Source organism: Pirellulales bacterium, assembly GCA_019636335.1.
GTDB lineage: Bacteria > Planctomycetota > Planctomycetia > Pirellulales > JAEUIK01 > JAHBXR01.
Map to the genome: position 1 here is coordinate 1 of JAHBXR010000017.1, position 26,187 is coordinate 26,187.

Annotated in this window: 21 protein-coding genes and 1 tRNA gene; 9 read left to right on the forward strand and 13 right to left on the reverse strand. The window is 63.2% G+C overall.

Annotated elements, in window-relative coordinates; all coding sequences use genetic code 11:
- The first annotated feature begins 212 nt into the window (after positions 1–212).
- Both KF708_16295 and KF708_16300 read left to right on the forward strand, forming a co-directional pair.
- A complete protein-coding gene (locus tag KF708_16295) occupies positions 213–2,087 on the forward strand; it encodes a PAS domain-containing protein (GenBank protein MBX3414249.1) in 1,875 nt (624 codons plus the stop codon).
- 71 nt (positions 2,088–2,158) lie between these two features.
- A complete protein-coding gene (locus KF708_16300; protein ID MBX3414250.1) occupies positions 2,159–2,734 on the forward strand; it encodes a response regulator transcription factor in 576 nt (191 codons plus the stop codon).
- Between the two features lie 6 nt (positions 2,735–2,740).
- On the opposite strand, the gene KF708_16305 is transcribed toward KF708_16300, so the two are convergent.
- The 3 genes from KF708_16305 to KF708_16315 all read right to left on the reverse strand — a co-directional run bounded on the left by KF708_16305 (position 2,741) and on the right by KF708_16315 (position 4,716).
- Complete coding sequence (locus tag KF708_16305) at positions 2,741–3,178, reverse strand: CBS domain-containing protein (protein ID MBX3414251.1); 438 nt, start codon at positions 3,176–3,178, stop codon at positions 2,741–2,743.
- Between the two features lie 20 nt (positions 3,179–3,198).
- Positions 3,199–4,245: a chemotaxis response regulator protein-glutamate methylesterase gene (locus KF708_16310; protein MBX3414252.1), complete on the reverse strand. Its 1,047-nt coding sequence runs from the start codon at positions 4,243–4,245 to the stop codon at positions 3,199–3,201.
- A gap of 108 nt (positions 4,246–4,353) precedes the next feature.
- Positions 4,354–4,716 carry a response regulator gene (locus KF708_16315; GenBank protein MBX3414253.1) on the reverse strand — a complete coding sequence of 121 codons (363 nt, stop codon included), beginning with the start codon at positions 4,714–4,716 and terminating at the stop codon, positions 4,354–4,356.
- A 379-nt stretch (positions 4,717–5,095) separates the two neighbouring features.
- Here KF708_16315 and KF708_16320 point away from each other — a divergent pair, with 379 nt between their 5' ends.
- The gene (locus tag KF708_16320) at positions 5,096–6,631 is read left to right on the forward strand and encodes a hypothetical protein (protein ID MBX3414254.1); all 1,536 of its coding nucleotides are present in this window, start codon (positions 5,096–5,098) and stop codon (positions 6,629–6,631) included.
- 280 nt (positions 6,632–6,911) lie between these two features.
- A complete protein-coding gene (locus KF708_16325) occupies positions 6,912–8,297 on the forward strand; it encodes a DUF1501 domain-containing protein (protein MBX3414255.1) in 1,386 nt (461 codons plus the stop codon).
- 43 nt (positions 8,298–8,340) lie between these two features.
- Here KF708_16325 and KF708_16330 read toward each other — a convergent pair.
- Together KF708_16330 and KF708_16335 are read right to left on the reverse strand one after the other, a co-directional pair.
- A tRNA-Arg gene (locus KF708_16330) sits at positions 8,341–8,414 on the reverse strand.
- Between the two features lie 289 nt (positions 8,415–8,703).
- The gene (locus KF708_16335; protein ID MBX3414256.1) at positions 8,704–8,940 is read right to left on the reverse strand and encodes a hypothetical protein; all 237 of its coding nucleotides are present in this window, start codon (positions 8,938–8,940) and stop codon (positions 8,704–8,706) included.
- Between the two features lie 603 nt (positions 8,941–9,543).
- On the opposite strand from KF708_16335, the gene KF708_16340 reads away from it, so the two are divergent.
- Together KF708_16340 and KF708_16345 are read left to right on the forward strand one after the other, a co-directional pair.
- Positions 9,544–11,274, forward strand: coding sequence for a response regulator (locus KF708_16340; protein ID MBX3414257.1), 1,731 nt, complete (start codon positions 9,544–9,546; stop codon positions 11,272–11,274).
- Positions 11,275–11,352: 78 nt separating this feature from the next.
- On the forward strand, positions 11,353–12,609 hold the full coding sequence (locus tag KF708_16345) for a metallophosphoesterase (protein MBX3414258.1): 1,257 nt from the start codon (positions 11,353–11,355) through the stop codon (positions 12,607–12,609).
- 25 nt (positions 12,610–12,634) lie between these two features.
- Here KF708_16345 and KF708_16350 read toward each other — a convergent pair whose 3' ends face one another.
- The 4 genes from KF708_16350 to KF708_16365 all read right to left on the reverse strand — a co-directional run bounded on the left by KF708_16350 (position 12,635) and on the right by KF708_16365 (position 17,533).
- Positions 12,635–13,375 (reverse strand): methyltransferase domain-containing protein, encoded by a 741-nt coding sequence (locus KF708_16350; GenBank protein MBX3414259.1) that lies wholly within the window; start codon positions 13,373–13,375, stop codon positions 12,635–12,637.
- 162 nt (positions 13,376–13,537) lie between these two features.
- Positions 13,538–15,496: a BatA and WFA domain-containing protein gene (locus KF708_16355; protein ID MBX3414260.1), complete on the reverse strand. Its 1,959-nt coding sequence runs from the start codon at positions 15,494–15,496 to the stop codon at positions 13,538–13,540.
- Entirely contained in the window at positions 15,496–16,407 is a 912-nt protein-coding gene (locus KF708_16360; GenBank protein ID MBX3414261.1) for a DUF58 domain-containing protein, read from the reverse strand. Before KF708_16360 ends, KF708_16355 begins: the two co-directional genes overlap by 1 nt.
- A 112-nt stretch (positions 16,408–16,519) precedes the next feature.
- A complete protein-coding gene (locus KF708_16365) occupies positions 16,520–17,533 on the reverse strand; it encodes a MoxR family ATPase (protein ID MBX3414262.1) in 1,014 nt (337 codons plus the stop codon).
- A 250-nt stretch (positions 17,534–17,783) separates the two neighbouring features.
- Here KF708_16365 and KF708_16370 point away from each other — a divergent pair, with 250 nt between their 5' ends.
- Both KF708_16370 and rpiB read left to right on the forward strand, forming a co-directional pair.
- Positions 17,784–18,911, forward strand: coding sequence for a threonylcarbamoyl-AMP synthase (locus KF708_16370; protein ID MBX3414263.1), 1,128 nt, complete (start codon positions 17,784–17,786; stop codon positions 18,909–18,911).
- 30 nt (positions 18,912–18,941) lie between these two features.
- Positions 18,942–19,391 carry a ribose 5-phosphate isomerase B gene (rpiB, locus tag KF708_16375; protein ID MBX3414264.1) on the forward strand — a complete coding sequence of 150 codons (450 nt, stop codon included), beginning with the start codon at positions 18,942–18,944 and terminating at the stop codon, positions 19,389–19,391.
- Positions 19,392–19,397: 6 nt separating this feature from the next.
- Here the strand turns inward: rpiB and KF708_16380 are convergent, their stop codons facing one another.
- On the reverse strand, positions 19,398–22,355 hold the full coding sequence (locus KF708_16380) for an FAD-binding protein (protein MBX3414265.1): 2,958 nt from the start codon (positions 22,353–22,355) through the stop codon (positions 19,398–19,400).
- 272 nt (positions 22,356–22,627) lie between these two features.
- Between KF708_16380 and KF708_16385 the strand changes: the two genes are divergently transcribed.
- Complete coding sequence (locus KF708_16385) at positions 22,628–23,197, forward strand: hypothetical protein (protein MBX3414266.1); 570 nt, start codon at positions 22,628–22,630, stop codon at positions 23,195–23,197.
- Here KF708_16385 and KF708_16390 read toward each other — a convergent pair.
- The 3 genes from KF708_16390 to KF708_16400 are packed head-to-tail and all read right to left on the reverse strand — an operon-like array spanning position 23,194 to position 26,185.
- Positions 23,194–24,924, reverse strand: a complete 1,731-nt coding sequence (locus tag KF708_16390) for a hypothetical protein (protein MBX3414267.1) — start codon at positions 24,922–24,924, stop codon at positions 23,194–23,196. The two genes, KF708_16385 and KF708_16390, sit on opposite strands and share 4 nt — an antisense overlap.
- Positions 24,921–25,985 (reverse strand): DUF1559 domain-containing protein, encoded by a 1,065-nt coding sequence (locus tag KF708_16395; protein ID MBX3414268.1) that lies wholly within the window; start codon positions 25,983–25,985, stop codon positions 24,921–24,923. The genes KF708_16390 and KF708_16395 overlap by 4 nt, the downstream gene beginning before the upstream one ends.
- Before the next feature lie 2 nt (positions 25,986–25,987).
- Positions 25,988–26,185: an LPXTG cell wall anchor domain-containing protein gene (locus KF708_16400; GenBank protein ID MBX3414269.1), complete on the reverse strand. Its 198-nt coding sequence runs from the start codon at positions 26,183–26,185 to the stop codon at positions 25,988–25,990.
- Between the last annotated feature and the right edge of the window lie 2 nt (positions 26,186–26,187).

A 26,187-nucleotide genomic window follows, 5' to 3' on the forward strand; every position in this document is an offset into this window, starting at 1 on the left:
TCCAGTGCGAGTTTCGAAGCCGGAAACGAGCGGACGACGGTTCGCCACGCTGGTTCGCCGTACGGGCCACGCTCGAGCGAGATTCGAGTAGAACGCCCATCCGGTGGGTAGGAGTGACATGGGACATCACGCGCCGGCGAGTGGCGGAGGGCTCCCTCCACGACGATCTCCAACAACAAATTGCTGAAAGGCAACGCGCCGAGCAGGCTTTATTGTCTGGTCAACTCAACATCGATAGCTTCTTCCAACAGGCGCCCACGGCGATGGCCCTGTACGACTCGGAGGGACGTTTGACGCACGTCAATAAGAGCCTCGCCGAATGGATGGGCGTGAACCAGGAGGAGCATATCGGTTGCAAGGCGTTTGACATGTTGCCTGCCGAGCTGGCGACAGAGATCGAGGCCAGCGTGGCACGGGTGTTGGCCACGGGGGTCGCCGAAACCAACCTCGAAGCAAGCGCCGCGATGCCTCACCGTTCAGACGAAGTGCAGCATGGGCTTTATGCGCACTTCCCGATTCCCGGTCTCGATGGAAAGCCGGTCGGAGTGGGCGCCGTGATCGTCAATACAACCGAATTGAAACACGCCGAAGAAGCACTCCGCAGGAGCGAGGTGCAATTGAGACTATTCGTCGAGTATGCGCCCGCCGGTGTCGCCATGTTTGATCGCGACCTGTGCTACCTGGCGTGCAGCCGCCGTTGGATCACGGACTACAGGCTTGAAGAGCGCAACTTGATCGGAAAACATCACTACGAAGTCTTCCCGGAGATTCCCGAACGCTGGAAACAAATTCACCGTCGTTGCTTGACCGGCGCCTCCGACTATTGCGAGCAAGATGAATTCGAGCGCTCGGACGGTTCCATCGACTACATTCGCTGGGAAATTCAGCCCTGGTGGGAATCGTCTGGCCGGATCGGTGGGCTGGTGTTTTGTACCGAAAACATCACGGATCGCGTTCTGGCCGAAAAAGCCTTGCGCGACAGCAAGGCACTACTCGACGAAGCGCAACGCGCGGCGCGCTTTGGAAACTGGAACGGCGACCTGACGACCGGGAAGATCAGTTGGAGCGACGAGGTCTACCGCATTTTTGGCTTTCCTCCCCAGTCGTTCACGCCGCATTATCGCAGCGATTATCTCCAGGCGATTCATCCTGACGACAGGACTCGCGTCGAAAACCTGATCCGTGACTCGCTGTCGAACAATCACGGCTACGAAACCGAGCATCGCGTCGTGCGGCCCGACAATTCCGAGTGCCTGGTGCGCACCACCGGCCAGGTCATGCGCAATGCGGACGGGGTCCCCGTCCGGTTGTTCGGCACGGTCCAGGACATTACGCAAGAGCGCCATCGCGAAGAACAGATGCAATCGCTGCAGTACCAGCTTGCGCATGCGAATCGCGTCGCGACGCTGGGGGAGCTCGCGTCGGGAATCGCCCACGAGCTCAATCAGCCGCTCGCCGCGATCGGATTCTATGCCGAGGGATGCCTGGAGGCGGTTCAGCGCGGCACCCTGGAACATTCGGAACTGCGGGGCAAACTGACGTCGATTGCCGAGCTCTCCGACCGTTGTGGGCAGATCATCCGCCGGATGCGCGCCTTTGCTACCAAGCAGGGAGCGCCGCGCCAAGTCACGGACTTGCGCGAGCTGGTTCACGCGGTGGTCGATTTCCTCGCGCACGATCTGCGCCAGTCAGAAGTTATTTGCACGGCGCTCATGCCGGACGAACCTCTGTGGGTCCTGGCCGACGGAGTGCAAATCCAACAAGTGCTCGTCAATCTCGTACGCAATGCCATCGAGGCCCAACTGGAACCATCGAGCAAACCTCGCCGCGTCGAGATCGTGGGCGGTCACAGCAAGGACAAGCGAGTGTATGTATCGATCCGCGATCATGGGCCCGGCATTTGCGAGAGCATCCAACAACGACTTTTCGAACCTTTCTTCACCACCAAGGCATCCGGGCTGGGAATGGGCCTGAATATCAGCCAGACGATCATGAACAACCACGGCGGCGAGATTACATTCCGAACAGAAATGGGAGGCGGAGCGGCCTTTGTCGCACACTTTCCCGTGGCGCGGGAGGCGGAATAGATATGCGCACTAGTACCATAGCGGCGCGGCACGTATACATAGTCGATGACGATGCCAGCCTTCGCGATTCGATGAAGTGGCTCCTTATGTCGATCGGGTATGAAGTTCAGACTTGCGCGACCGCGCGCGAACTGCTCGATGCGTTGAATCCGTCGGATCCCAGTTGCGTGCTGGTCGACTTGCTGTTGCCCGGCATGTCGGGTCTGGCCCTGTGTCAGGAGCTGATTGCCTCGCAGGCGGCCTGTTCGCTCGTGATGATCAGTGGCCACGGCGACGTGTCTTCCGCGGTCGAGGCGGTCAAGGCCGGCGTCGTCGACTTTCTAGAGAAGCCCTGCAGCAGGCAACGATTGCTCGATACCGTCCATCTGGCCCTGACCCTCGCGGCCAATCGGAAGCAGGAACTGCTCGAAGAGAAAGATGCCTCCGAGCGGCTCAATCAACTCTCTGCACGCGAGATGGAGGTCTTCGACGGCATGGCCTCGGGGCTGGTCACGAAAGAGATTGCCGTCCGCCTGGGCATCAGTCCCAAGACGGTCGACGTACACCGTCACAAGATCGCACAGAAGCTGCGGATCGATTCTCCCACGCAGCTCGGCCACCTGATCGCCTTGCAGAAACGACGCGTCGACCGCTTGCGGCTTCGTTGATCGCCCTTACAACGTTGCCGCCGGCGCGGTCATCTCTCTGCCGGCCGGCTCGCCCAGGCGGAGATGCACCTCGGCGACAAAACGCACGAACTCCCGGCGCGCCATGACACCCAGGGGCCGCCCGTCATCCGAGACCACCGGCAGGCGACGATAACCATGGCAGCGGAACTCCTCGAGCGCCGCGAGCAACGAGTCGTCCGGCCGAAGCGACACACACGGCCGAGTCATGTAATCGGCCACCGGGGTATCGGCGTGCGCTGGCTCGAGCAGCAGCCCCATCAGGTCGCTCTCGGTAACGATGCCCACCAGGTAACCTTGCGCATCGACGACGGGCAGGCCGCTGATGTGGTGCCGTAACAAGAGGCGGCACGCCTCGAAAACGGTAGCATCTTCACAGATCGATACGACGGGAGCGGTCATCAGCTTTTCGACGGTCATTCCCATGTTCGCCCTTTCGTTGCGAGTTACACCGGAACTGGCGCGCGTCTCGCTCGCGCGGCGATGATCTCGGCCGCGTCGGCGAGCGAGAACTGTTCTTCGACATGCCCGCGGTTGAACGCCACCTTGTTCATACCGTAGACCGCGGAGCTGGCCTCGTCCTGCCCGATGACGTCCCCCCCCGCGGCCTTGATGGCAGAGCAGCCGTCGGCGCCGTCGCTTCCCATGCCGGTCATGATGACTCCCAGGCAGCGCCGGCCAAACACGTGGGCGGCCGAGATCATCATCACGTCGACCGACGGCTTGTGTCCGCTCACGGGATCGCCGTCGCGAATCACCGCGACGACGTTCGTTCCCACGCGGCGCAGCGAGAGATGCTTGCCGCCCGGCGCGATCCAGGCCTCGTTCGGCCGCAACGTGGCGCCATCCTCGGCCTCACGGACCGTCAGTGCCGAAATGCCGTTCAAGCGAGCTGCAAAGGGGCCGGTGAACTGGGCCGGCATGTGCTGCACGATCACGATCGGCGGCAAGGGGGGCGCAAGCTGCTCAAACAGTTGCGTCAGCGCCGGCGGTCCCCCCGTCGAGATGCCGATGGCGATACAGTGTGCCGCGTCGCGGTCAGCGACCATCGTCCGGCTCGTGACTCCAGCTCGCCGCACCGGTGCGGTCCCCTGGCGTCGCAATGCCTGCAGATCGACGGCAGCCGCCATGCGCAACTTGGGAATCAGTTGCCCTTCGACCACCTGTTGAAACTGGCTTGCTCCGTCCGGCTTGGCGACATAATCGACCGCGCCCAGGTCGAGCGCCTCGAGGGTCGTATCGGCCATCCGCGTCGTCAGCGAGCTTACGATAATGACGCGGCACGGCGAATTCTGCATGATGGCGGCGAGGGCCTCCAAACCGCTCATGCCGGGCATCATGACGTCCATCGTCACGACATCGGGTCGCAGCCGTTCGACCTGGGCAATCGCCTCGCGGCCGCTGGCGGCAAAGCCCACGACCTCGAAATCGGTCACTTTGGCCACGGCGTCGGAGATCATCGTGCGCATCAGGCGCGAATCGTCGACGATCAGCACGCGGATCCGGCCGCGTCCGGCACGAGTTGTCAGTCCCAACGGCATTGCAACCTCACCCTGGACGCCTACAGACGCTCGCGGATACCTGCTCGCGTATGACGCGACTTAAGCGCCGCAGCCAAACTTCTCGAGCTTCTGCCGCAGCGTCTCGTTGTCGAAGGGCTTGGCCAGGTAATCGGACACGCCGGCCTGCGCGGCTTCGATGATACGCGACTTTTCGGCCTCGGTCGTAACCATCAGCACGGGCACTTTGCTGCCACGTTCGCGGATCTCGCGCAACAGCTCGAGGCCGGTCTTGTTCGGCATGTTCCAGTCGGTGATCACCATGTCGACGGAATTGTCGCTGAACACGCGCAGGGCCTCGGCGCCATCCTCGGCCTCCAGCACGCTACCGACTCCGAGAGACTCGAGACAGCGCCGAATGACGTTTCTCATCATGCGCGAATCGTCTGCAACCAGCACGTTCATCGATGCACCTGTTCCCAAGAGAGGAGCGATCCGCGGATGGCGACAGTGCCACGCGCGCCATCGCTGGCGTCTGCGGAAAACTAGATCACCCGGCAGGGGTGTCAACCTGCCGTACCGCACGGAACGGCACCAGCAGCGCTGCGGTAAAGGAACTACTTAGGGGCAGGCGTCGAATGCGCCGATCGCAGCGTCGTGACGGCGCGTCAGGGCGTTCTCTGCCACGACCTTCCGCTAAGCGCGGCGGCCGGGCGTAGGACCTAGACAACTTGACTTCAAGTCGCGCGACACGATGGTGCGATGCGACATCCATAAGGTGGCGCTTCCGCAGCCACTTGGGTTGGCGCGGCATCGTACCGGAAACAAGCAGAGGCACTAGCGCATGTTGACTCGGAACATCGAGCGGCTGGGAGGGTATGCCCGCGCGGCGGTCGCCGGATGGCATGTGCGTCGCAGCGCCACGCCAGAAGAGCAACGACTTGCCGAGCGCCATCTTGTCGAGCGCTTGGGGCATCTACGTGGCCTGCCTGCCAAGGTCGGCCAGCTCCTGCAGCTTTCGCTCGACTCGCCCGTTTCATCTGACGACGATCTATCTCGTACCCCGATGCCGCTCGACCTCGCGACGGTGCGTGACATGCTCACCGCTGCTTGGCAACAGCCGCTCGCCGCCGTTGTGCGTCAGATTTCGCCCGCTGCCCGGACCGCCTCGCTCGGGCAGGTGCATCGTGCGACCTTGGTGGATGGGCGCGAAGTGGCGATCAAGGTGCAGTATCCCGGCATGCGCGACGCCTTGCGGATGGATCTCAATCTGCTGGGTTGGCTGAGCCTGCCTGCTCCCCGTAAGCAGCACGGCTTCGATCTGCCCGGCTACCAGGCAGCGATCCTCGATGACATGGAGCGCGAGCTCGATTATCGCCACGAGGCGGAGAATCAGCGCCACTTTCGAGCCTGGGCTGCCGACGATCCGATGCTCGTCGTGCCCGAGCTCATCGAAGAACTCTGCACGTCGAACGTGCTCGTCGCGCGTTGGGAAGATGGCTGCGAGCTCGCCGAAGTGCAAGCACTCTGGCCCGAGCCCGAACGTCAGCAGCTTGCGCACGCCCTGTCGCGCGTGTTTCACGAAGGGTTCTTCGAGCGGAGACTGCTGCACGCCGACTGGCACCCGGGCAACTTTCGCTTTCGGCGCGGCAACCAGGGCGTGAAAGTCGTTTTGTACGATTTCGGTTGCGTCTACGAACCGACACTGGCCGAGCGAAGCACCTTGCTGCGTTTGATCCGCGCGACCATCGACGAAAGCGAGTCTCCCTATCCGCTGTTGTTGGCCTTGGGATTCCGCCCCGAGTTTCTCGAGCCGATCGAGCACAAGCTGCCGGCCCTGTGCAAGGTGCTGTTCGCGCCTTACGCGGCCCCCTATCCCTTCGCTCTCGACGACTGGCAACTGAGCGAACGGTTTCACGACATTCTTGGCGAGGACCGCTGGAACTTTCGCCTGGCCGGGCCGCCAGCGCTCATCTTTCTCGTGCGCGCGTTTCATGGCCTGGTCAGTTTCCTGCGTTCATTGCGGGTGACCACCTCTTGGCACCACCTGCTGCTGCCGCTGCTGAAGCGTCACCGCGAGGAACTCGATCGACTCGCCCTTCCGCAGCCTGCTCGCCCCGCTTCGACCTTTGGAGGCCTCGCGCGACATCTCAAGCTCCGGGTGCAGGCACAAGGACGGACCAAAGTGCAACTGACCTATCCCGCCAGCGTGATCGATCACTTGGACGAGATCATCGATGCCCGCGTGCAGGAATTGATCGTCCGTCGGGGTGTCGATCTACGAACGCTCGTGACGCAAGTTCGCCAGCGCGCGTACGCCCCGGGAGATGTTTTCGAGCTCGACGCCGGCGAGCAGCAGGTGTCGGTCTGGCTCGAGTAGCTACGGCGACGGCGATCCTGCCAGTACGTTGTCGCGTATTCTCAAAGCGAGCGTGTTGCGGGCTCGGATCTGGGTTCCCCCGCGCGCCAAGGGGTCGAACGGGCCGCCGCGGTTGAATCGGCTATAGCCACCCACGCTCGGTTGTGCGATGATTCTGGTCTAGGATCGCCGGCAGCGCAGGCGCGTCGCCGGCCAAGGATCTCCCGCCCGTTCAAAGCATCGGAATCCGTGCGGCACTGCCAGGCGCCCTTGCCGCACGTCGCTTGCCGATTCGGTCATCATGCAGGTTTCCAGCCACTTCACACGACGCAAGGCCCTGCAGATCGGTGGGCTGGGCATGCTTGGGCTGACCATGCCCAAGTTGCTGCGTGCCGCGGAGCAAGGGGGCACGTTCCCAGCTCGCGCGAAATCGGTCATCTTTTTGTTCCAGTTCGGCGGCCCCAGCCACATCGATACCTTCGATCAGAAGCTCGATGCGCCGTCTGGGATTCGCTCTCCCATCGGCTCGATCGAGACGACGATGCCGGGCCTGCGGATCTGCGAGCTGCTGCCCGAGACCGCCAAGGTGATGGACAAGGTGACCCTGGTACACGCCGTTCATCATTCGATGAAGAACCACAACTCGGCGTCGTACTACGCGCTGACGGGCCACGCGCCTCCGGTCGATGACATTCGGCTGACCGATACGGACCAGTTGTTCCCGGCCTACGGCAGCGTGGTAAATCAGTTTGCTCCTGCCCGAGCGGACTCGTCTGCGGAAGGGATGCCGCGGTTCGTTTCTTTTCCCTATGTCATCCGCGACGGTTCGATCACGCCTGGCCAGCGCGCCACGTTTCTCGGCAAGGTCTACGACCCGCTCCTCGTGACGCAGGATCCGGCCAAGCCGAACTTCCGCCTTCCTGAGCTGAGCTTGCCCGACGGCATGACTCATGATCGCCTAGCCAACCGCCGAGCAATGCAGCAGTTCGTCAACCAGCAGGTCGCCTGGCTCGACTCGACGGCCGAAGGGCAAGGTCTCGATTCGTACTACGAACGGGCCTTGTCGATGCTCACGTCGACGCGGGTGCGCCATGCCTTCGATCTATCGGCCGAGCCGGACGCCGTTCGCGACCGCTACAGCCGCACCACGTACGGGCAGAGTTGTCTGCTCGCGCGGCGGCTGGTCGAAGCGGGCGTCAGCTTTGTCAACGTGTATTTTTCCAACTCGATCGGCGGACGCAGCAAGACTAGCGGCGGCTGGGACACGCACGGCTTCGATGGCTCGCGCATGTACGAGATCCTGCCCTCCTGGCAATTGCCGCAAACCGATCACACGCTGCCCGTGCTGTTGAGCGACCTAGACGAGCGAGGCCTGCTGGACGAGACGCTCGTGGTATGGATGGGCGAGTTTGGCCGTACGCCGCGGATCAACAAAAGCAGCAGCCGGGATCACTGGCCAGGCTGCTACACGGTGCTCATGGCCGGAGGTGGGGTCAAACGCGGGTTCCGTTACGGCTCGTCGGATCGCGACGGCGCTCGGCCGGAGAGTGGAGCGGTCCGCCCCGACGACATCGCGGCCACCATCTTCGCGCTGATGGGAATCGACCCCGAGACGCTGATCCACGACAATCTGAACCGCCCGCTGGCCATCAGCAGCGGCACGCCGATCACGGACATCATCGCCTGAGCGTGTGGCATCGTACGTGCAGGTCGTCGACGACACGATTAAGTACACCCCACTGGATTCGAACCAGTAACCTTCGGTTCCGTAGACCGATGCTCTATCCAATTGAGCTAGGGGTGCGTGCTGGGTGGGAAAAGTCTGCCTTGGGCAGTCCGACGGCCATGCCGTCGAGCGTTCCCCCCGCGAGCGGACGGGTAATATAGCAAACCGAAACGGGGCTGATAAGTCCGGCGGTAACGCCTGAGACTGCCGAACTACAGGTTTTCCGCCCCCCCCCTTAAACTCGGAGTTCTACCCGTCTGGCCGGAGGTTGCCCGTCAAACTGCCGCCAGCCAGGACACGACCTGGCCCCCTAAGGTGATCGCCCTGCGGTTCAAATTCGTCGCCTTGAGATAAGACGACAGGACGATTAGCCGTTCATCTTCTTGGGAATCGTGAACGAATAGAGGATCGTGACCGCCCCGAACGACATCAGGCTCCAGGGGGCCCAGTCGGGCGGCACGAACTCGCGGTGGCGACCCGCCGTCTGCACAAAGCCGACCGTCGGCTCGTGGCGCAGCGAAAGGACCGCGCGGTCGATCATCAGGCATTCGGCCCCCAGGATCGCCGCAAAACAACCCAAGGCCAGAAAGAAAGAACGCCACATGGCCGAACTCCGGGAGAGATTACTGCCATTGGTCCGCACGACCGTCGGACCGAGCAGGACCAACCATCGCCGGGCACGTGCGAAGGCAATGCTCCGAAGGCGGCCGCTCGGCCACGGCGGGAAATGCAGTGCCTCATCGGGGCTCCATCGGCGCTCCGGCGCCCACAAATTCAGCCCGGTAGCGGTCGGAACGAGTCTGACGGCTCGCGCGCCGGCGAGCCTGTCGAACGTGGCGATTGCAGCGTCCTTCCGCGGAAGAATCGCACCGCCAGGGCATCGCATGCATGCGTGCCGTGCCATCGCCGGCCAGTGGACAACGGCGGCCAGAATCGGTCGCGGGGGCCGTTTTGCCCGCGCCGCGGTGGCATCGGCTCCGGCGGTTCGAGCGGCCATTTGCCCCAAAACCTGCGTGGATCGGCATGCATGACCGGTTCGGCCAGCGGCCGCGGCACTGCGTGAATCGACATAGACCGACCCGGCAAATCCGTGGTCAATCTTTCGCCGAGCGGCGACCGATGCAAGACGAGGGGCGACCGCGGTTGTTCCTGCCAGTTATCACTTTTATAATGATCCTGGCAGAGTCTCACACCATGGAGTCTGCGATTGTCGGCGCGACCCAGAATCCTGTTCGTTCGTGACAACCACGAGCGCGATGAAAAGCTCCTGGCACAGTGGGGCGACTCGGTCGAGGTCGTCTCAGTGCAGAGCATCGTCCGCGCGCTAGCGCGATTGGTGCGCGAGCCGTTCGACGGGGTTTTCGTCGGGTCCGAACACCTCAAAGAGGCGTTCGACATCGGCAAGCTGTTGCAGAACGAGAAGATTCTCGAAGGCATGCCGGATGGCATCCTGCTGCTCGACAGCGACAACACGATCATCTGGGGGAACGGTCGCCTCCGCGAATGGAGCGGCCAGCCCACGGTCGTGGGCGTCAACTTCTACAGCGTCTTGGGCAGTCCCGAGATCCTGGGCCCCGACTTCTGTCCCTTCCACACCGCGATGGCCACCGGCATGCCTAGCAGCACCACGCTGCGCGCCGGCGAACATCGTTACTACCACATCCACGCCACCCCGCTCTGCGAGGGGGGGGACCTGCCGAGTCATCTGATCGTCACGGTGCGCGACGTTACCGAACAGACGCTGCAGCAGCAGAAGCTGGCGGCCATTCACCAGGCCGGCATCGAGTTGGCCAACCTCACGCCCGACGAGCTCTTCCAGATGTCGGTCGAGGAACGCATCGAGCTGTTGAAGTCGAATATCCTGCACTACACGAAGGACCTGCTCAACTTCGATGTGGTCGAGATTCGCCTGCTCGACGTCAAGACGGGGCGCCTCGAACCGCTGCTGGCCGTGGGCATCGAGCCCGAGGCCGCCCAGCGCGATCTGTTCGCCAAACCGCAGAACAACGGCGTGACCGGGTTCGTGGCGGCCACCGGCAAGAGCTATCTCTGCGAAGACACGACCCAGGACCCGCTCTACCTCGAAGGGGCCAAGGGAGCCAAAAGCTCGCTCACCGTGCCGCTGATGCTGCACGACGAGGTGATCGGCACGTTCAATGTCGAGAGCCCCGAGCCGCGGGCCTTCTCGGAAAGCGACCTGCAGTTCCTCGAGCTCTTTACCCGCGATGTCGCGCTGGCCCTGAACACGCTCGAGCTGCTGGTGGCCGAAAAGGCCAGCACCGCGGCCGAGAGCGTTGAGGCGATTCACAGCGCCGTCGCACTGCCGGTCGACGACATCTTGAACGATGCCGTCAGCGTCATGGAACGCTACATCGGGCACGAGCCCGAGGTGGTGGAGCGTCTGCAGCGCATCTTGCGGAACGCGCGCGACATCAAGACGGTGATCCAGACCGTCGGCCAGAAGATGGCCCCCACGGTGGCGCATCCCCAGGCCTTGCAACCGGTCGACCGGCCGAAGCTGCGTGGCCGGCAGGTACTGGTGGCCGACGCGGACGATTCGGTCCGTAGCGCGGCGCATGCCCTGCTCGAACGCTATGGCTGCATCGTCGAAACCGCCCACGACGGGGGCGAGGCCATTTACATGGTCCGCAACACCCTCGCCGATGGCGGCTACGACGTCATCATCGCCGACATTCGGCTGCCCGACATGTCGGGCTACGATTTCATGTTGCGGCTGCAGCAGATCGTCGATCCGGTGCCCTTGGTCCTGATGACGGGCTTCGGCTATGATCCCGGGCATTCGATCGTCAAGGCGCGTCAGGCCGGCTTGCAGGCGGTGCTTTACAAGCCGTTCCGCCTCGACCAACTGCTCGACACCGTCGAACAGGTCGTCAGCTCGACGGGCGAGTCGCGGCGCCAGCAAGAGCCCGTGCGTTAGGCTCGCCGGCTGCCCCCCGTTGCCCTGATCGATCGGCCGTCGCTCGTGGGCATTCCCGTCTGACAAGAGAAGGCCGGCATGCAGACCCTGCTCGTTGATCTCCTGCTGGCGCTGCTGGCGCTCTTCGGACACGCGGCTCTGTGGATCACGTTGGTCAACAACGTCCACGCCACGATGATGCCCCGGCCGCTGATCAAGTACATCTCGCACGTCGCGCTGGCGCTGTGCGTGGGACTGCCGCTGTACTTCACCTGGTGGTACGCGCTGCACGGCACGACCGACTCGTCGTGGACCACCTGGGCGTCGCTGCCTGCTCCGCTGCTCGTTTATGGCACTTGTACCGCCCTGATCGGCGCGGGGCCGGCCTCCTGGTGGCTCGTTCAACGTCTCACCGCGCGTCCCCCCGCTGCCCTTCGTTCCGAACGGGGCACGCGGCACAATATCGTCGAACAACTCGGTTACAAGCCTTTGGCAGGCAGCCGCGCGGCGCAGTTCATCGCCCATCTGCCCGGGAACGACATCTTCAATCTCGAAGTCACCGAAAAGGTGATCGAGCACCCTCGACTCCCGCCGCAGTTGCACGGCTTGTCGATCGCCCACCTGACCGACCTGCATTTCGTGGGCACCATCGGCCGCGCTTACTACGATGAAGTCGTACGGTTGGCCAACGATCTCGACGTCGACTTCGTGGCCGTCACGGGAGACCTGGTCGACGAGGCCGAGTACATCGATTGGATTCCAGAAACGCTGGGCCGGCTCGAGTCGCGCCACGGCACCTTTGTCGTGCTGGGCAATCACGACCTGAAGGTCAAACATCACCTGGGTCGCTTACGCCAGACGATCGACGACGCGGGGTTGATTTACCTCGGCGGTCGCTCGCAGGTACTCACCTGTGGCGAGGGAGAGATCCTGCTGGCCGGCAACGAGCTGCCCTGGTTCGCGCCGGCAGCCGATCCGCGCAGCTTTCCGGCCGAGAGCACTGCCGGCCGCCGTTTCCGCCTGCTGCTGTCCCACTCGCCCGATCAGTATGCCTGGGCGCGGCGGCACGATTTCGACCTGATGCTGGCCGGACACAATCACGGCGGGCAATTCCGCCTGCCCGTGATTGGACCCATCCTGGCGCCCAGCCATTACGGCGTGCGCTACGCCTCGGGCGTGTTCCACGAACCGCCGACGGTGTTGCACGTGGCCCGCGGCATCTCGGCGCAACAGCCGGCGCGTTTCAATTGCTCGCCCGAGATCACACGGCTCGTGCTGCATTGTGCGGCCTCGCACGTGCCGAGCGCCGCCGTGGATGCGACCGAGCGTCATCCGGCGTTGGCCGATCGAGTCTGATCCGCGAGAAGAATACGCCGCTCGTTCAGGCCCGCTTCTCGATCTCTACGCAGATGCCTCCCGCGCGGAAGACTTTGTGCATGGTCGAGAACCAGAGCTCTTTCTTCCAGACCAGCCCCAGCGCTTCACTGGTCTGGAACAACTCGCGACGGTTGTACGTGCGGCATCGCCAGAGTCGGCTCGTCCAGGCGCCGCCGAAGCTGTCCTCGGTGGTGAGCAAGAGCATTTTCGCGCCGGGCGCCATGACGCGCGACAATTCGGCCAGACCCGTGCGCGGATCGGGCACGTGCTCGAGCACGTAACCGCAGGTCACGCAATCGAACGTCGCGTCGGCAAAGGGCAACTGCGTCAGATCGGCCGTGGTGAAGCGCGGCCGGTGGCTGTGCAATCGCTGTCGCGCGCGTCGCAGCATCTCGCTCGAGAGATCGACGGCCGTGATCTCGGCGTCGCGGTCGGCGTACTTCAACAAGTGCCGGACAATCTGGCCGGCGCCACTGCCGACGTCGAGGATGTTCTTCGCCCCACGCAGGTCGAAGCGCCGTTCGCGCAACAAACGCTCGCCCAAGGGGACGTGCAGCGACAGCATGCTGGCCGTTGCCAGGAGCGCTCCCTGCGGACCGTCGTACACGTTGCGCACGCGGTCGCGATATTCGCGAAAACTGACCTTGCGAATGAGGTCGTTCTCGACGAATCGATTCAGCGCCTTGAGAGGCTTGTCGGGCCGGGCAGTCCGTTGGGCACGCGGAGCACGAGAGTTGGTCTTCATCGGCGATCCTGACAAGACCGCGAGCGCGCCCGACGTGACGGCGGAAGCGCGAGCGCGCGATTCGTGTGGCGTTGGCGGGAGGATATCGCTGCCCCGGCGTGCGTGCGAAAGCCACGCGGAAGGGCCCGACGCGTTACCTGTCGTGCGAGTGCGAGCGCGACACTACAGATAGACGCGACGATTGTAGATATACCACTCGACCAACAACACTGCCAGGGCCGCTAGCAGCAGGAACCGCCAGCCAGATTGCCGCACGGGCTGAGGGCCGGTCGACCCCTCGACTTTAGTCTGGCCGATGCGTATCGCGTCGTCGGGCCGCGACCGGATGTCGCTCTCCGCGGCATCGAACAGGTTCACGGCGAAGCGGCGCACCAACTGCTCGCCAGCGAAGACTTTGTAAAGCCCCTGTTCTGCCGTTCCGGCAAAGTCGAACGTGTTGCGGCTGTTGCGTCGCACCTTGGTACGCCCCCCCGAAGGACTAACTACCTCGACCTGGTTGCCCGCCGTGTTGACCCGTAGCGAGACGACCTGTCCAGGTCGCACGGCCAGGCTGGCGGCGTCCTCCGCGCGACCTCCCAGATATTCCAGCAGATTGAGCACGAAGACCGGAAAGCTGGGACGCAGGGGCCAGTTCGTGCCGATGCGTTCGCCCCCCATCAATTCGAAGCCGGTCACGACGTCCTGGTACGCCTCGCGCGGCGCGATCATCAGCAAGGGGCCACGGTCGCTGTCGATCAGCGAGACCGCCCCTGGCGGCGCCGTCAGAGGCGCGCCTTCGCGAAACAGCACTTCTCCCATCTCGACGAACTGCATCAACGGGTGCGTGCGCTCGAGGTCGATCAACTGCGGAACGTCGACCTTCTCGGCGGCGCTCCAGCCAGGCGCGGGGGGCAGGCGGCCGATCCACCAGGTATTCGCCTGGGGCATTTCGCGCGGCGCGCAACGATCGTAGATCATCAAGTCGTACTCACCCCCCGCCGCACGGCTACGGTACTCCGCCGTCTCGAGATACGACGGCGGTTGGACGGTCACTTCCGCCAACTCCCTCGCCCGCTCCGTCCGCAAGGCCAATTCGAGTGGTTGATCGCCCGAGGTCATGCACAACACGCGCGCGCGCCGCGGCGGATCGAGCGGCGACCAGGCGCGATTGTCGGCGGCCAGGTCGTCGGCGGTCTCGATCCGCAGTTCGAGATCGGCCGATGCAAGGTCCTCGAGATTGAACTCGACCCCCCCTTCTCCATCGGCGGCCAGATCGATCTGGTCGGCGTCGATCAACTCGCCATTGAGATAAAGCCCGATCGAAGCCTGTGCCCGTTCGGCGCCGAAGTTTTCGATCCGCGCAAAGGCCTGCAATCGCTCGGCGTTCTCTTCCTGCCGCGTCACCTGGAAGGCCGACACGGCGAGATTGTGCGCGCTGCGCCCGCCGATCGGGATGAAGGTCGTTGCCAACCCACTCAGCGCCGAATCGGTGATGTCCGGAAACTTGCCATCGCTGAAGATCAACACCTGGGCCAGCGCCGGCTTGGGAGCGTCGGTGGCCTCGCTATCGGTACCGCCGCCGGGATTCGCCAGCCCGGCCGCCAGCCGCAACGCCCCGCTCAACGAAGTGGTTTGCTGCGTCGGACGAATCGCGGCGACGCTTTCGCGCAGTTCTTGTCGGTTGCTGGTAAATGGCTGCACCAGATGAGGCGTGTCGGCAAAGCTGATCACGAGCGCCACGTCGGTCGACTTCATCTGTTCGACGAGCGCCAGCACCTGTCGCTTGGCTTCTTCGAGACGCGACGGAGCGACATCGGTGGCCGACATGCTGGCCGAGTTGTCGATGAGAAAGATGAACCGATCGCCGACCAGTTGCGTGCCGCGCCACGAGGGCGAAAACAGCGCCAGAATGACCAGCGCCACGAGCAACAGTTGCAGCAACAGCAGGATGCTGCGACGCAGGCGTTGCCAGAAGCTGTTGACGTGGAGATCCTCGATCGCGCGGTGCCAGAGATAGGTGCTTGGCACGACGAGCGGCTGACGCTTCAGCTTCAGAAAATAGAGGGCGACGATCGCCGGCGGCACGAGCGCCAGGATCGTCCACTGCCACCACGAGAGCATGCTCGTCCATTCGGGCCACATCAGCGCACCAATCCTCGCTGCCGCAGATAGCCCGTAATCAACTGCTCGAACGGTTGTTCGGTGCTGGCCAGCAGATGGGTCATGCCGCGGCGCGTGCAGTAGTCGCGCACGCCGGCCACGAATGCCGCGAGCGTCTGTTCGTATCGTTTGAGCAGCGGCGCGCTGATGGTCAGTTCGGCCCGATCGTCGTCTTCGCTATCGACGAGCTGCAGATCGCCCTTCAAGTCGGGCTTCAACTCTTCGGCCGCCAGGATCTGGATCACGTAGACGTCCATTTGTTGCGCCACGAGCAGGCGCAGCGCGCGTTCGTAACCCGCCTTGTCCAGCAGATCGGAGACGATGACCAGGATGCCCTTGCCTGGGTTGCGCAGGCAGAAATTGCGCACGCCGGTGGCGAGATCCGTGGCGCCTCCCGGCTCCAGCTTGTTCAGGTAGTCGAGCAGACGCCACAAGCTGGCCCGCCCCCGCCATACCGGCCCGCGCTGACCGGCGGGCTGCGAAAAGGTCTCCACGCGAATCCGGTCGGAGTGCGTCAGGCCGATGAAGCCGAGCGCGGCGGCGACACGTTTCGCATAGTCGAGCTTCGAAGGCGCGCCGAAATCCATCGAGGCACTCGTGTCGAGCAACATATAGAAGTGCAGATCCTCCTCTTCGAGGAACATCTTGAGAAACATGCGGTCGAGCCGCGCGTAGGTATTCCAGTCGATAAAGCGGAGATCGTCTCCCGCCACGTAGTTGCGGAAATCGGCGAACTCGACACTCTGCCCTTTCCGCTTGCTGCGGCGTTCTCCCTTCATGCGGCCGCGAAAGATCTTCCGCGTGACCAGCTCCAACTGCTCGAGCCGCGCGAGAAACTCGGGGCTCAACAGCGACAATTCGGCCGAAGGATCGACAGGAGAGGCAGAAGACATGATTCAGCCAGTGGCCCAGGCTGCTCGCCTGTGCTGTAGGAGCCTTTTCTTACTGTTCTGCACAGGCTGGCAGCCTGTGCCACTTTTCATCTGGCCAGAAGTTGCAGCGCGGTTACGCGGCCTTCTCTTCCGCCTTCTCGGGAACTTGCTCGAGCAGGTCGAGCAACACGCGATCGGCCTCGATCCCCTCGGCTTGCGCCTCGAAGTTGAGCAGCACGCGGTGCCGCATCGCCGGCAAGTAGACGCGGCGCACGTCCTCGAAGCTCACATTGAAGCGGCCTTCGAGCAGCGCCCGCACCTTGGCCGCCAGGGCCATCGACTGGGCTCCGCGGGGACTCGAACCCCAACGAATGTATTGATTGGCCATCGCCGGCGCGAAGGGGCCGCCGGGATGGGTGGCTAGCGTCAAACGCACGACGTAATCCTGCACGTGCGGCGCCAGGATCACTTCGCGCACGACCGACTGCCAGCGGCGGATCTCGGCACCATCCATCACCTTAAGGGGCTCGATCACCTCGCCCCGCGTCGTGCGGTCGATGATGGTGGCCAACTCCTGCCTGCCGGAGTATCCCACGACCAATTTGAAGAAGAAGCGGTCGAGTTGCGCCTCGGGTAGCGGATAGGTACCCTCCTGCTCGATCGGATTCTGCGTTGCCATGACGAAGAAGGGCTGCTCCAGCTCGTAGCGCTTGCCCGCCACCGTAATGGAACCCTCCTGCATCGTCTCGAGCATGGCCGATTGCGTCTTCGGCGTGGCGCGGTTGATTTCGTCCGCCAGGCAGATCTGGGTGAAGATCGGGCCGGGTTGGAACTCGAAGAAGCGTTTCCCCTCGGGGGTCTCCATCACCATGTTCGTGCCCAGGATATCGGCCGGCATCAGGTCGGGCGTGAACTGGATGCGAGAGAACTGCAGATCGAGCGTTTTGGCCAGCGTGCGGACGAGCAGGGTCTTGCCGAGCCCCGGCACTCCCTCGAGGAGGCAGTGTCCACCGACAAACAGGCAAGTCAGAATGCCGTGGACGATATCGTCGTGCCCGACGATCACCCGGCCGATCTGCTCGCGTACGGTTCGATATCGTTGGGCGAACTCCTCTGCCCGACGCTGGATACTTTCGCCCATGCTCATCGTGGATTCCTGCTGCAAAACTGGCGGAGAGTAAAGCGTTTCCGAAGGTTTTCTTCCCCGGGGCGGAGACTTGACCCTCGTGCGCAAGGACCAGTATAGTATTTAGTTACGTCGTCGTGTGGCTCATAGTTTTCGGGCTCCTTTCGGGCGTTCGGTGGCGGAGGCAGCGCGTACGATCGTCGACCGGTTGCCCGGCAGCCGTCGCGATGGCTGGCCCGATTCTTCGTCCCCCGTTGATTGTGCTTATTCTATGCCCCCCATCGTCATCGACCTGCAACGAGCCGAGGATTCGCAGGACGTCGTCCACCGCGCCGTCCAGGCGTTGGCCGAGGGGCAGCTCGTGGCGTTTCCGACCGAGACGGTCTACGGTATCGCGGCCAGCGGCCTGTGCGAAGCGGCGGTCGAGAAGATCCAGATCGCCAAATCGCGCGGCAAGCAGCAGCCTTTCACGCTGGCGATCAAGAGCGCGGACGAGGCCCTCGACTACGCGCCCGGCATGAGCCCGCTGGGGCAACGTCTGGCCCGACGCTGCTGGCCGGGGCCGGTGACGCTGGTGGTGACGGACAGCCACCCCGATAGTCTCGTGCGGCAGTTGCCCGCCAAGGTGCAGCAGGCCGTCGCGCCGCAAGGGAGCGTGGGACTGCGCGTTCCGGCGCACCAGGCCATTCTCGACGTATTGCGTTTTCTCCCCGGCCCACTGGCACTGACCAGCGCGAATCTCAGTGGTCAACCCGACGCCCTCACGGCGCAAGAGGTCGTGGCGGCCCTGGGCGATTCGGTTCATATGGTGCTCGACGACGGTCGTAGTCGCTACGGCCAACCGTCGTCGGTGGTGCGGGTGGACGACCGTGGCTTCACCATTCTCCGGAGCGGTGTTGTGCCCGAGCATGCCCTCAAACGACTGTCGAGTTATATGGTTGTCTTCGTCTGCACCGGCAACACATGCCGCAGCCCGATGGCGGAAGTGATCTTCCGCCAAATGGTGGCCGAACGGTTGGGTTGCCCGGTACACGAGGTGGAGGATCGCGGCGTCGTGGTCATGTCGGCGGGCATCTCGGCCATGTTTGGGGGCCGGCCGGCGGCCGAGGCGGTCAAGGTCGTGGCTGGCATGGGGCTCGACCTCACGCTGCACGAATCGCACCCCCTGTCGGAACAGGTGGTACGGCACGCCGATCTGATCCTCACCATGACGCGCTCGCACCGGCAGGCGATTCTCTCGCAATGGCCCGAGGCCGCCGATCGAACCAAGCTCATCAGCCGTGATCGTTCGGATATCGCCGATCCCATCGGCGGTCCGCTGGAGCTCTATCAGCGTTGCGCCGAGCAGATCAAGACGTGCCTGGCACCCTGGGTAGCCGAACTCGAATTCGACGCGTAATCCTCTAACCCGATACCAGAAGGCTTTCACATGCGCGTGGCGGTAGGAAGCGACCATCGTGGCTTCCAAGTCAAAACGAAGCTCATCGAGCTCCTGCAACGGCTCGGACACGACATGTTCGATGCTGGTCCCACCAGCACCGAAAGCGTCGACTATCCCGACGTGGCCGAAGTCGTGGGCAAGCGCGTGGCCACCGGAGAATCGGATCGCGGCATCCTCATCTGCGGCACCGGCCTGGGCATGTGCATCGCCGCCAACAAGATCGACGGCGTCCGGGCCGCCCCCTGCCACGATGATCTCACCGCCGAGATGAGCCGCCGCCACAACGACCTCAACGTGCTTTGCCTCTCGGCCGATCTGCTCGGCGAGAAGCTGATCGATCGCATGGTCGAAATCTGGCTCAATACCGAGTTCGAGGCGGGGCGCCATCAACGGCGCGTCGACAAGATCTCGAAGATCGAGACCACCCACGGCCGATAGCTCGCGCTACCTGTCCTGTTTCAAGTGCGCTGCCAGCAGCTCGATGGGGTGCTGCGCTCGGCGCCCAGTGCCGTGCTCGATCTGATGGCGGCAGGAAAAGCCCGGCGCGACCACGACACCACCGTGGGCTTCGACCGCGGGAAAGAGCACGCGGCCGCCGATCTTCATGCTCAGGTCGTAGTGCTCGTAGCCGAACGAGCCCGCCATGCCGCAGCAGCCCGAGTCGACGACCGAGACCTCGGCCTCGGGCAGTGCTTCGAGCGCGCGCCGCGTGTCGGCCACGCCGACCAGTGCCTTCTGATGGCAGTGCCCGTGCAGGAGCACCTGTTGCGAGACGCCCACCAGGGGCGGAATCGCCCGCGCGCGGACGAGGTGTGCGTCGATGAACTCGGTCTTGGCGGCCAGTTGCGCGGCGCGCTCGTTTCCTGGCAAGAGATCGACGTAATCGTCCACGAGCGCCGAGACGCAGCTTGGCTCGCAACCCACGATCGGCACGTTCTGTGCCACCCAGCCGTGCAACCGTTCGACGTTGTGCGCGGCAAGCGCCCGCGCTTCGGTCAACAACCCCTTCGAGATCAAGGGACGCCCGCAGCAGCGGATTCCCGCGAGTTGCACGTCATAACCGGCCGCTACGAGCACGTCGACCGCGGCGCGCAGCACGCCTGGCTCACAGTAGTTGTTCAGGCAATCATCGAACAGGACGATCTTGCCGCGCGGCGCCTCCACGCTACTTTGCGACGTTGTCCCGCGAACGCGAAACCACGAGCGAAAGTCCTGCCGTTCGAAGCGCGGCAACGGCCGCCGGCGATCGATGCCCAGCAGCTTCTCGGCCAGCCAACCGGAGAACGGCGCGCCGCCAATCCAATTCGACAAGGGCGCGAGCGCCGATCCCAGGCGGTTCAGCGTCGCCACGCGCCCCATCATCCGCACGGAAAGCGGCGCCCCGCGCTCGGCATGGTACTGCGACAGAAACTCCGACTTGAGCTTCGCTACATCGACGTTCGACGGGCACTCGGCCTTGCACCCCTTGCACTGCAAGCAGAGATCGAACGTTTGGTGCAATCGGGCGCCGGTGAGCTCCGCCGGTGGCAACACGCCTGAGAGCACGAGTCGCAGCGCATTCGCGCGCCCCCGCGTGCTATGTTCCTCGTCTCCGGTGGCCATGAACGAGGGGCACATCGTGCCGGTGCGAGTCTTGCGGCACAGGCCCGATCCATTGCACAACTCGGCCGCCTGGGCGAATCCCCCCTGCGCGCTGAAATCGAACGTCGTGGCGGGCGCGAGGGGACGGTGTCCCGGCGCCTGGCGCAGATTTGCCGCCGGATCGGGGCCATGGACCACCTTGCCTGGATTCAGCCGGTTCGCCGGATCGAAGGCCCCCTTCACCTCGCAAAAGGCTCGATAAATCTGCGGACCGAACAGCTTCTCGTTGAGGAAGCTGCGCGCCAGCCCGTCTCCATGCTCGCCGCTCATCGCGCCGCGAAACTCGAGCACGAGATCCGACACTTCGTCGAGAATCTGCCGCATCCGCGCCAGATCGTCGGCGCTTTTAGTGTCGATCAACGGACGAATGTGCAGGCAGCCGACCGAGGCATGTCCATAGAAGGCGCCATGCGTGCCGGCGCGAGCGAGAATGTCGCGAAAGCGCGCCACGAAATCGGATAGCCGCGCTGGATCGACCGCTGTGTCTTCGACAAAGGCGATCGGCTTGCGCTCGCCCGGAATGCCCATCAGCAGCGGCAACGCCGCTTTGCGACAGGCCCAGATGTGATCGCACACCGCGCGATCGTGCGTGACGAGTTGATGCCGCAGACCATGATGTCCGCGCAATTGATCCTCGAGCCGCCGCAATTGGCGCGACACGCCGTCGGCCGTTTCACCGCTGAACTCGACCAGCAGCAACGTCTCGGGATCGCCCTGGACGAAGTCGAGATAGTTGCGGTACTCGAGACTGCGCCGCGCCATGCGCACGATCATGCCGTCGAACAGCTCGATGGCCGAAGGCCGAAGCGCCAGCGTGGGCGCCACGGCAGCCACGGCATCGGCCAGATCGTCGAACTCGAGCACGAGCATGCTACGATGGGCCGCCACCGGCAACAAATGCACGAGTGCCCCGGTCACCGTCGCCAGCGTCCCTTCCGCGCCGACGATCAGGCGCGACAGGTTGAACGTTCCGCCCGGATAACGCGCCGCCTCGCGTGCGCGGACCCGTTCGACGTTGGCCGGCTCGGCGATGCGGGCCAGACACTCGGGCACGAAGCGATCGAGGTTGTAACCGCTCACGCGGCGCAGCACGGCCGGGAAGCGTGCCAGGATCTCCTCGCGATTCTCCGCCACGATGCGCGGTATCTCGCGATAGAGGTGCCCTACCATGTCGTGCCGGCCTTGCTCGCGCGCCAATTGTTCGGGCGCCAGTGGTGCGAACGTTTCTTGCGTCCCATCGGCCAGCACGGCGTCGAGCGCAATCACATGGTCGACCGTTTTACCGTGCAGCACGCTGCGCGAGCCGGCCGAATTATTGCCGATCATCCCCCCCAAGTTCGCGCGGCTGCTGGTGGCCACGTCGGGACCGAATTGCAAGCCGTGCTTCGCCGCCGCCGCATTCAGATGATCGAGCACGACCCCAGGCTCGACGCGAGCCGTCATCCGCTCGCGATCGATCTCGACGATGCGATTCAGGTATTTGCTGAAATCGAGGATGACGCCGGCGCCGATCGACTGACCGGAAAGGCTCGTGCCCGCGCCGCGCGGTATCAAGGGAACTCCGGCCTCGGCCGTAAGCTGCACGGTTCGCACGACATCGGCCACGCTGCGCGGCACCACGACCCCCAGCGGCACGATCTGGTACATGCTGGCGTCGCTGCTGTACAGCGCGCGCTCGTAGGGACCGAAGTACACTTCCGCGTTGGTCTCACGCTGAAGAGACTTTGCCAGATGTTCCGATTGCGCGGGCGTGACCGTCATAGTCGTAGGGGTCGTGTCTGCGGCCTGCCCAGAGATCGCCAAGAGTTGAGCCTGATTATACTTGAAGCCCGGCCCTTTGTTGTTAGAGTCGAACTTTGTAGGTCATTGGATGGTCGCTGGCCAGGGCGTTCTGCTCGTGGCTGCAACGTGGTTTGTCGTCTGTTCCCCCCCACGACAGCCGCTTTTCGTTGGTTGGCGCCGCATCTGTCGTGCGGCGGGATTTTGGGCATTCACGATCCGCTACCTGTGAGCGTCGCAAGAGGAAAGTCTGCATGTCGGCACCGCAATTCTCCCCGTCCGACGAAATCGATCATCTGCTGCTGAACGCTCAGTTGCGCGACGAGTTGGAACCTTATCTCGACGAGTCGATCACGCGACTCGAAAACGATCGGATTCCCACCTCGATCGAGAACGAGTACCTGGCCTCGATGCTGGCCTGGGAGCGTGCCCCTGCCTTGCCGATTTCGCGCTGGTTCGAGCCAGAACTTTTGCTCGCCGATCCCCGCGATCTGAGCGACGAAGAGATTCACACGCGTCTGGTCGACGTGCTTCGCAAGTTGCACGGCCAGCGGATCGTGCTCGACTTCACCGATCACCTGTCCGATCGGCAGCTTTACGCCCTCGTCTATCGCGACATTCTCCCCTCGCACGAGAAAAAACTCGAATCGCCACGGCACTTCCTGCACTGGGACTGCGCCGACGTGTGCGGCGACCCCGACGTGTGGCTGCGCTACTATGCCTCGCACGAAGAACGCCGCATGTGGCACGAATCAACAGGACAGCCCTTGCCGCCGCGCGATATTCCTCCCTATCGCCGCGAGATTCCCCGCGATCCTCTCTAATCCGCGGTGCGCCCCTGCGCCACCGGCAGCGGAAAACGATAGACCGTCGAATGCGGTCCATCCTCGGATGCTGGCACCAAGTGTTGCGACTCCTTCACGCTCGAATCTGGCGGATGCTTTTTTGCTTTCCAACGGAATGTTGTCAGGCTCGTTAGTATCAGCGCAAGACAAGTAATGGGTGCCCAGTCGCCTATGCTGGTATACAGCGAGACTTGCGAGTAGATGGGAACGTTCCGAAGGACGGTTGGTTCGGTCAGGTTCGACGGAAGCGTTGAGTCGCGATAGGAGCCGGTTGCGTCCACAATGCCCGACCGGCCGCCATTCACGTTCCGCACGATCGCGCGGCGATTTTCAATAGCACGGAAGCGCACTGCTTGCAACATGCACGCTTGAAGCCTGCCCGTTCGCTCAAATGCCTCCGAGCTTGCCATCAGAAAAAAGTCGGGATGAAATGCGTAATTCGAGAGCCGAAACGCGGCTGGGAAAGCGGCGTCGTAACAAATCGCGGCTGCGCAATGAAACGACTCTCCACTCTGCCGTGCGGCACAACTGAAAATGGGCGATTCAGTGCCCGGCGAATACAGTCCCAAATCCAGGTCGATTCTACTCGAAAACGGGATCTTCTCGGACCAAGGAACGAGATAGTGCTTGTCGTACGCGCCCAAGTATCCGCGCGTCGGGTGAACGCAAGCGATAGAATTGCAATAGGCGAGATTTCCGTCAGAGGCGCGCGTCAGTCGATGTGCGCCAACAAACAGCGTGGCTTCGGCGGCACTAGACAAACGCTCCAAAACGCGTTTTTCGCCGCCGTCGGTGATCTGTCCCTCGGGAAAGATGTGCCATAGGTCAGAGCCAATATCGGCCACGGCAACGTCCAGAATGACATGGCCAAAGCAGTTCTCTGGCCAGAGCAACACATCGACGTGCCCTGGGGGCAAGGCGATGCGCGGAGCTTCGCCGTGACGCGTCAGATCGACGACGGGTGATTGCTCGGACGGCATGAGACAGACGCGCGGTCCTACTCGGCTGGTGATCGCGCGAAGCCGCATGTCTCCATACACGAAGCACGCTCCAAGCAGCAGAAAGGCTGTAAGCGCGGGAAGTGCCATCCGCGACCAGCACATGTCGCCGTGTCCAAGATGGGCTTTTGCCAGGCGTGCCATATCAAACAGCGCGCCATTGATGGCGGCGATGACGAACGTGACAAGCCAGACGCCGCCCAGATCGGCGATCTGGGCGAGCCGAATGTATTGGATCGCGGGAAGTCCAATTTGCAGCCAAGGAAACGGCGCGCCTCCCGCAGCGCATCCGGCAAACCAAGTGAAATACTGCATCGCCACCACGGCCACAGGTAACACAAAAACCATGTGCCATGCCACGCGCTGAGCGAAACGCCGCATGAAGTAGCAAGAAACCACGGCGCAAGCCGCGCCCCACTCCGCCAGCAGCACCAGGCGCAACATCGATGGGCTGAGCCAGCAGCCACCGTAGCAAGTCCGCATCCAATCGAGCCCGATGAGAAAGTAGACTAGCGCGCCCAGCGCAACGCCACCGTAGATCGCTGCTCCGTTGGCTCGCGAACGAAGGACGTAGGCGAAAGGGACCAATGCAATCCACGTGAGATAAACTTGATCGAACGGTGGAAAAGTGAGCGCAAGCAATGCGCCTGTCACGATGGGCGCACAGAACGACAGCAAAGCTCGACGATCGCGGCGAGCTATAGTCATGGGCTGGAAGTCTCACCACCATCAGGTGTGACCAGCGCTACAAGTGTGCGCGGGTCGGTGTCAGCATTCAGTACGATAACATGTCCGTCGGCGAAGCACACGTTGACGCCAGCCGGATGAAAACTGTACGGCTGGCGGTTGTTCGAGGCTTGAATCAAACCCTCGAGCGGGCCATCCGTTCCGGCAAGGATGGCCACGCTGCTGGGGTCTGCCCAAGCGGCGCCCGTCAAAGGCTCGCGCTCCATCAGCCGGTAGTCGCCTCGCCAGCATTGTGGCCGGCCGGCCACTTCGATCATCGCCAGCGTATGGCTGGTTCCATCCTTGATGCTGGCCGCGTCGCGGCGGATGGCAAGCTCTATCTTGCCCGGGCCGACGAAAAGCGCGCGTATGGTCCGTGCTTCGAGGAGTTGCTGAATCGGTAGAGGAAACATCCCTTCCAACGGAAGTAGCGAGAAAATGCCGTCTGGCGGGAGTGGATAATCGAGCGCTGCGGCTACCGATCGGCTCACGGCTGCAGGGACGCTGTAATCGCCTGGGGCGGCCTCGAACATCTTGTCACCTGTGGGACCAAGCAACTCGATCACCTGCGTAAGTGGCTGGTTTTCCGGAATGATGCCCAAGGAAGAAGCGATTTCGGCCGTTGAAAGCGTCGCTTCACTCATCGCGGATCGACTCGGCGTGGACGGACAGACAGCAAAGGGAAAAGTCTGGCGAATAATTGCCTCGTTCGTGCCCTCGGTGAAATCAAGGGACAGATCAGGCTCGGCGCCAGCGCCAAAGTACGGCAGCAATTCCAGCATGTAGTTGTGCAGTTGAAGGCTGGGATTGTTCGAAGCGGGGCCATAGACGGTAGCCGTCACGCTCGCTGGAAAGACCCTCCGAGACGACTCGAAATTCGCCAGCGCAATCCCGTATTGACGCAGATTATTCTGGCATTGCAGCCGCCGACCGCTCTCGCGCGACGCCTGCACGGCGGGAAGCAACAGAGAAACCAACAGTCCAATAATGGCAATCACCAGGAGCAACTCGATCAGCGTAAAGCCTGATTTTTGCCGCGTCATGGTTAGGCTCCCCGCTGTCTGAACCAAAAGACGAGCAGGCCGGCGACCAAGAGCGCGTTCACGCCAGCCACCATCATCCATGTGGCTCCGTGGAACCGCGTCGTGCGGAGCCACCACAACGCAACGGGAACGAGCTGCGCCAACAACAGCGCCGCCGCGACGGCGAACGCAATTTCCAGCCAGTGTTCGCGAATCGACATCA

Excerpts from the sequence above, each read along its gene's own strand:
- KF708_16300 (MBX3414250.1), top strand. The coding sequence starts at position 2,159 with ATGAAGTGGCTCCTTATGTCGATCGGGTATGAAGTTCAGACTTGCGCG.
- KF708_16305 (MBX3414251.1), bottom strand. The coding sequence starts at position 3,178 with ATGGGAATGACCGTCGAAAAGCTGATGACCGCTCCCGTCGTATCGATC.
- KF708_16315 (MBX3414253.1), bottom strand. The coding sequence starts at position 4,716 with ATGAACGTGCTGGTTGCAGACGATTCGCGCATGATGAGAAACGTCATT.
- KF708_16320 (MBX3414254.1), top strand. The coding sequence starts at position 5,096 with ATGTTGACTCGGAACATCGAGCGGCTGGGAGGGTATGCCCGCGCGGCG.
- KF708_16325 (MBX3414255.1), top strand. The coding sequence starts at position 6,912 with ATGCAGGTTTCCAGCCACTTCACACGACGCAAGGCCCTGCAGATCGGT.
- KF708_16335 (MBX3414256.1), bottom strand. The coding sequence starts at position 8,940 with ATGTGGCGTTCTTTCTTTCTGGCCTTGGGTTGTTTTGCGGCGATCCTG.
- KF708_16345 (MBX3414258.1), top strand. The coding sequence starts at position 11,353 with ATGCAGACCCTGCTCGTTGATCTCCTGCTGGCGCTGCTGGCGCTCTTC.
- KF708_16350 (MBX3414259.1), bottom strand. The coding sequence starts at position 13,375 with ATGAAGACCAACTCTCGTGCTCCGCGTGCCCAACGGACTGCCCGGCCC.
- KF708_16355 (MBX3414260.1), bottom strand. The coding sequence starts at position 15,496 with ATGTGGCCCGAATGGACGAGCATGCTCTCGTGGTGGCAGTGGACGATC.
- KF708_16360 (MBX3414261.1), bottom strand. The coding sequence starts at position 16,407 with ATGTCTTCTGCCTCTCCTGTCGATCCTTCGGCCGAATTGTCGCTGTTG.
- KF708_16365 (MBX3414262.1), bottom strand. The coding sequence starts at position 17,533 with ATGAGCATGGGCGAAAGTATCCAGCGTCGGGCAGAGGAGTTCGCCCAA.
- KF708_16370 (MBX3414263.1), top strand. The coding sequence starts at position 17,784 with ATGCCCCCCATCGTCATCGACCTGCAACGAGCCGAGGATTCGCAGGAC.
- rpiB (MBX3414264.1), top strand. The coding sequence starts at position 18,942 with ATGCGCGTGGCGGTAGGAAGCGACCATCGTGGCTTCCAAGTCAAAACG.
- KF708_16380 (MBX3414265.1), bottom strand. The coding sequence starts at position 22,355 with ATGACGGTCACGCCCGCGCAATCGGAACATCTGGCAAAGTCTCTTCAG.
- KF708_16385 (MBX3414266.1), top strand. The coding sequence starts at position 22,628 with ATGTCGGCACCGCAATTCTCCCCGTCCGACGAAATCGATCATCTGCTG.
- KF708_16390 (MBX3414267.1), bottom strand. The coding sequence starts at position 24,924 with ATGACTATAGCTCGCCGCGATCGTCGAGCTTTGCTGTCGTTCTGTGCG.
- KF708_16395 (MBX3414268.1), bottom strand. The coding sequence starts at position 25,985 with ATGACGCGGCAAAAATCAGGCTTTACGCTGATCGAGTTGCTCCTGGTG.
- KF708_16400 (MBX3414269.1), bottom strand. The coding sequence starts at position 26,185 with ATGTCGATTCGCGAACACTGGCTGGAAATTGCGTTCGCCGTCGCGGCG.